This window comes from Nocardioides sp., from assembly GCF_036274455.1.
Taxonomy (GTDB): domain Bacteria; phylum Actinomycetota; class Actinomycetes; order Propionibacteriales; family Nocardioidaceae; genus Nocardioides.
This window is the reverse complement of record NZ_DASUFR010000064.1, coordinates 1-4,885: the sequence shown is the minus strand read 5'-3', so window position 1 is coordinate 4,885 and position 4,885 is coordinate 1. Positions and strand designations below refer to the sequence as shown.

The 4,885-nt window shown below is 72.8% G+C and carries 5 protein-coding genes; 2 read left to right on the top strand and 3 right to left on the bottom strand.

Features of this window, described 5'->3' with window-relative positions; all coding sequences use genetic code 11:
* Positions 1–136 precede the first annotated feature (136 nt).
* The 3 genes from VFV89_RS06095 to VFV89_RS06085 are packed head-to-tail and all read right to left on the bottom strand — an operon-like array spanning position 137 to position 2,816.
* A complete protein-coding gene (locus tag VFV89_RS06095; protein WP_329705022.1) occupies positions 137–1,222 on the bottom strand; it encodes an ABC transporter permease in 1,086 nt (361 codons plus the stop codon).
* Positions 1,219–2,124, bottom strand: coding sequence for an ABC transporter ATP-binding protein (locus VFV89_RS06090; protein ID WP_329705021.1), 906 nt, complete (start codon positions 2,122–2,124; stop codon positions 1,219–1,221). Before VFV89_RS06090 ends, VFV89_RS06095 begins: the two co-directional genes overlap by 4 nt.
* Positions 2,125–2,183: 59 nt before the next feature.
* Positions 2,184–2,816, bottom strand: coding sequence for a hypothetical protein (locus tag VFV89_RS06085; RefSeq protein ID WP_329705020.1), 633 nt, complete (start codon positions 2,814–2,816; stop codon positions 2,184–2,186).
* 163 nt (positions 2,817–2,979) lie between these two features.
* On the opposite strand from VFV89_RS06085, the gene VFV89_RS06080 reads away from it, so the two are divergent.
* Together VFV89_RS06080 and VFV89_RS06075 are read left to right on the top strand one after the other, a co-directional pair.
* Complete coding sequence (locus VFV89_RS06080; protein ID WP_329705019.1) at positions 2,980–4,170, top strand: sensor histidine kinase; 1,191 nt, start codon at positions 2,980–2,982, stop codon at positions 4,168–4,170.
* Positions 4,167–4,823 carry a response regulator transcription factor gene (locus VFV89_RS06075; protein ID WP_329705018.1) on the top strand — a complete coding sequence of 219 codons (657 nt, stop codon included), beginning with the start codon at positions 4,167–4,169 and terminating at the stop codon, positions 4,821–4,823. Before VFV89_RS06080 ends, VFV89_RS06075 begins: the two co-directional genes overlap by 4 nt.
* The last annotated feature ends 62 nt before the right edge of the window (positions 4,824–4,885 follow it).

The window sequence follows — 4,885 nt, the reverse complement described above, 5'->3', positions numbered from 1 at the left end:
GGATGCCTGCGTCGCGAGAGTCGTGCGATGGCAAGGCGTCCGTCCCGAAGGCAGGCTGGGCGCCTTTCGAGGGGCGGCAACACAGCCAGCGTGCGGCTATCGCGGCGCAGGCGCCGCGCGATTGTTCAGCAGTCTCCTAGGCCGTGTCCCAGCGGAACAGCCTGGCCGAGATGAGGGTCACCACCAGCGCGAAGGCGAGCAGGATCGCCATCGGCGCGAGTGCGGCGGTCGGGCCCTCGCCGCGGACCATGACGTCGAGCATCCCGTCGTTGAGGTGCTTGAGCGGCAGCAGGACGGCGAAGGCCCGCAGCCAGCCCGGTGCCCCATCGAGTGGGAAGAACGAGCCGGACAGGAACGACATCGGCAGCACGATGAAGTTGGCGGCGTTGACCGCGCCCTCGGTGGTCCTGGTGACCGCCCCGGCCAGCAGTCCGATGGCCATGAAGCACAGCGTGCCGACGATCAGCAGCGGGATCGACATCCACCACGAGCCGGTCAGCGTGAGGCCGAAAGCCACCGCCCCGATGCCCACGAAGATCGCCAGCTGCACCAGCGCGATCCCGATCGTCACCGAGACCCGCGCGGCCACCACGGTCCGGGTCGAGACCGGGGCCAGCTGGAGCCGGCGGATCAGCTTGGACTGCCGCCAGCCCTGGATGGTCGCTGCGGCGCCGAACGCCGCACTCATGGCCACCGCCCAGCCGAGCAGCCCCGGCGTGTAGTACTGGATGGTCTTGAGCGAGTCGTCCTCCACCCGTTCGGTCTTCAGATCGAACTGCGGCGGCTGGCCGGCCGCGTCCGAGAGCTGGGCGACGTTGGCACCGTCGACGAACGCGCGCAGCGTGCCCTGGGTGACTGCGGCCTTCACCTGGTCGGTCTGGGTGTAGTGGGCGACCAAGGTGTCGCCCTGCATCTCCAGCGCGACGTCGGCGTCACCCTTCTTCACCTTGCTGATCGCCGCATCGAGGTCGTCGGAGTGCTCGACGTGGAAGGTCTGGTCGAAAGCCGCCCGGGCGTCCTCCGGGAGCTGGTCGACCAGCGAGACGTCGCCCACCACGATGAGGTCGACCTTGGACTGGCTCGGGTCGGCGAACAGGCCGCCGAAGAGCACGAGGAACATCAGCGGGAAGACCACCGCGAAGAAGACCGACGTGCGGTCGCGGACGAAGCCTTTGACGATCGCGAGCGAGAGCGCCCTGAAGGCCGCCACGTTGGCGCTCACGCGCGGTACTCCCGGCCGGTGAGCTCCAGGAAGACGTCCTCCAGGGTGCCGGTGTGGACCCGGACGCCGTCGAGGTGGTCGGCGTCGGCGAGCTGGGAGACGACCGTCGCCGGCTGCCGGGTGGTGAGTACGACGCCCTCCGGTGCCTCGATCGCGTCGTCCACGCCGGAGAGCGCCCGGCCCTGGTCGAGGGTGAGCTGGCCGGGCGCGACCGTGATCCGGGCCGGGGCGTCGAGGCCGCGGATCAGCGCGGCCGGCGAGTCGAACCGGAGGATCCGGCCGTGGTCCATGATCGCGACCCGGTCGCACAGCACCTCGGCCTCGTCCATGTAGTGCGTGGTGAGCACCACGGTGCGGCCGGAGTCGTTGAGCCCGGAGAGCAGGTCCCACAGGTTGCGGCGCGCCTGCGGGTCGAGCGCGGCGGTGGGCTCGTCGAGGAAGACCACATCTGGGTCGTGCACCAGCGCACAGGCGATCGACAGCCGCTGGGCCTGGCCCCCCGAGAGCTGCTCGACCCGGGTGTCGGCCTTGTCGTCGAGCCCGACCCGGGTCATCCACTCGTCCGCCGCGGCCGGGCCCACGCCGTACAGCGAGGCGAAGGTGTGGATCTGCTCGCGCGCGGTGAGCCGCTCGAAGAACGACGACGCCTGCAGCTGGACACCGATCCGGGGCAGCAGCGCCGAGTTGCGCGGCCAGACCGGCTGGCCGAGCACGGTCACGCTGCCCGAGTCGGGACGGCGCAGCCCCTCGATCGTCTCCAGGGTGGTGGTCTTGCCCGCGCCGTTGGGCCCGAGGATCCCGACGAACTCGCCCTCCCCGACCTCGAGGCTGACGCCGTCGACGGCCCGGAGGTCGCCGTAGGTCATCGTGAGGTCGACGACCTCGATCGCCCGAGCAGACACGGCGCGGAACGTTACCCCCGCGGCCAGGACGGCGCGGGCGAGGGTGCGCCCGTTCCGGCTCAGGCGGAGCGGCCCGGCGCGGCGACCGCCGGTTCGCCAGCCAGCGCGTCCAGCCGGCCGGCCCGCCGCAGGAGGTGCACACCCGTGGCGAACGACCAGACGTTGAACAGCAGGAACGCCACCACGAAGTCGGTGCTGAGGAAGAAGCCGTTGACCACGAGCGCGACCGCGGTCACGCCGGCGCCGGCGCACACCCACCTCGGCAGGCTGCGGGTCAGGAGGCCGCCGATCGCCACGGCGGCGCAGCAGACGGCGAACGCGTCGAGGCTCGCGACGGTGGCCGCACCGGCCAGCGCGTCGGTGAGCTGGGTCAGCTGCGCACTCCCCTCGCTACCCATCCGGTGGGCGGCGATGGCCGGCACCTCGCTGCTCAGCTTCAGCGTCACTCCTGCGACGCCCCCCGCCAGGACCGCCGGCGCGGTCCAGCCGGCGCCCCCGGACCTCTGCAGCAGCGCGCCGACGTGGGCGAGGAACGGCAGGGCGAGCGTGATCGCGGCGAGCGCCGCGACCGACCGCGGCGTACTGAAGCCCTGGCTGCCGTCGCCGGCGGCCACGAACAGGACGACCGCGAACAGCACGCCGGAGCAGGCGCCGGCGCGGTCCAGGGCGGGGTGGTGGTTGCTGGTGCTCATCGAGCTGACCTCCTTGGGAACTGGTACGACGCCGCGACGCTAGGCCGGGAGCGCCGGCCAGGTCATCGGCGCGGGTGACGAACCCGTCTCGGCCGCGGGGAGGAACCCGACGTCCTCCGCTCGGGCGAGGCGCCGGTGGCCGTGCCGGTCCTACATTCCTGCCATGACGGGCGCCTGGCCGGACCGGTGGCGGCGGGTGACGACGACCGCGGCGGACGTGGCCGTGGCCCTCCTGCTCGCGATCACCTCCATCGCCGACGTGGTCCGGGGCGACCCGTCGTGGGGAGAGCCCATGGCGGTCGCGGTGACCCTGGCGCTCGGCTCGACACTCCCCCTCGCGGTCCGCAGCCGGCTCCCGGTCACGGCCGCGAGCCTGGTGCTGGTCGCCAACGCCGGCTGCATCTACGCCGCCGCGCCGCACGAGGCGGCCTTCCAGCCGTTCGTCGCGCTGGCACTCGCGTTCTACTCACTGGGCGCCCATGCCGCGGGCCGCGCGGCGCGCTGGGCCCCGGTGGTCCTGCTGGTCCTCTCGGCCGGGCTCTTCGTGGTCATCTGGCAGCACGGCCAGAGCGCGGGCCACGCGGTCCCGTCGTTCGTCTGGCTGGTCGCCGCGTGGGTGGTCGGCCGGGGGGTGCGTCACGGCCGGCTGCAGAACGCGGCACTGGCCGCGGCGAACGCCGAGCTGGAGGTCGAGCGGAACCTCCGGGCCGAGGCGGCGGTCGCCATCGAGCGGGGCCGGATCGCGCGCGAGCTGCACGACGTGATCGCCCACAACGTCTCGATGATGGTCGTGCAGGCGGCCGCGGCCGAGCGCATCCTCGAGGACGGGCAGCCGCAGGTCCGGCAGGCCCTGGACACGATCGCCGACACCGGCCGCCAGACCGTCGACGAGATGCGCACCCTGCTCGGTGTCCTGCGGAACCAGTCTGCCGTGGGTGACCGGCCCGAGCTCGCCCCGCAGCCCGGGCTGGGCGACCTCGAGGAGCTGGCCGCCGGCGTCCGGGCCGCCGGCGTCCCGGTCGAGCTCCACATCGAGGGTCCGCGGCGTGAGGTCTCCCCCGCGCTGGACCTGTCGGCGTACCGCATCGTGCAAGAGGCGCTGACCAACGTCCTCAAACACGCCGGCCCGGCACAGGCCTGCGTCACCGTCCGCTATCTCGCCGGGTCGCTCGAGCTCGAGGTCCGGGACACCGGTCGAGGCGAGCCCGGTGGGGGTGCGCGGCGCGGACACGGGCTCGTCGGCATGCGCGAGCGGGCCACCATGTTCGGGGGCACCGTCGAGACGGGGAGGGGCGAGTCGGGTGGCTTCACCGTCCGCGCGCTGCTCCCCACGGCACCGGTGTCGTTGTCATGATCGGCGTGCTGCTGGCCGACGACCAGGCACTGGTCCGCGCCGGGTTCCGCCTGATCCTCGATGCCGAGCCCGACATCGAGGTGGTCGGCGAGGCGGGCGACGGCGAGCAGGCCGTCGCTGTGGCCGCAACCGCCCGCCCCGACGTGGTGCTCATGGACATCCGGATGCCGGTCATGGACGGCATCGCGGCCAGCCGCGAGCTCCTGCGCGAGGTGCCGGAGTGTCGGGTGATCATGCTGACCACCTTCGACCTCGACGACTACGTCGTCGACGCGTTCCGCGCCGGCGCCTCCGGGTTCCTGCTCAAGACCGCGCCACCGCACCAGCTCCTCGCCGCGGTGCGGACCATCCACGAGGGTGACGCGCTCCTGGCGCCGGCGAGCACGCGCAGGCTGCTGGAGCAGGTGGCGCACCCGACGACGCCCCCTCCCGCGGTCGCCTCCCTCACCAACCGCGAGCACGACGTGCTGCTCCTGCTCGCCCGGGGCCTCTCCAACGCCGAGATCGCCGAGCAGATGGTCGTCGAGCCGAGCACCGTCAAGTCACACGTCGCGAGCGTGCTCTCGAAGCTGCACCTGCGCGACCGCGTGCACGCGGTGGTCTTCGCCTACGAGCACGGGCTGGTGCGGCCGGGGTCGCCCGAGCCGCGCTGACCGCGAAAACCGGCTCTTGTGACCCATCCGTGGGTGGGCGGCCGCGCGGGTAGCACGCCGCA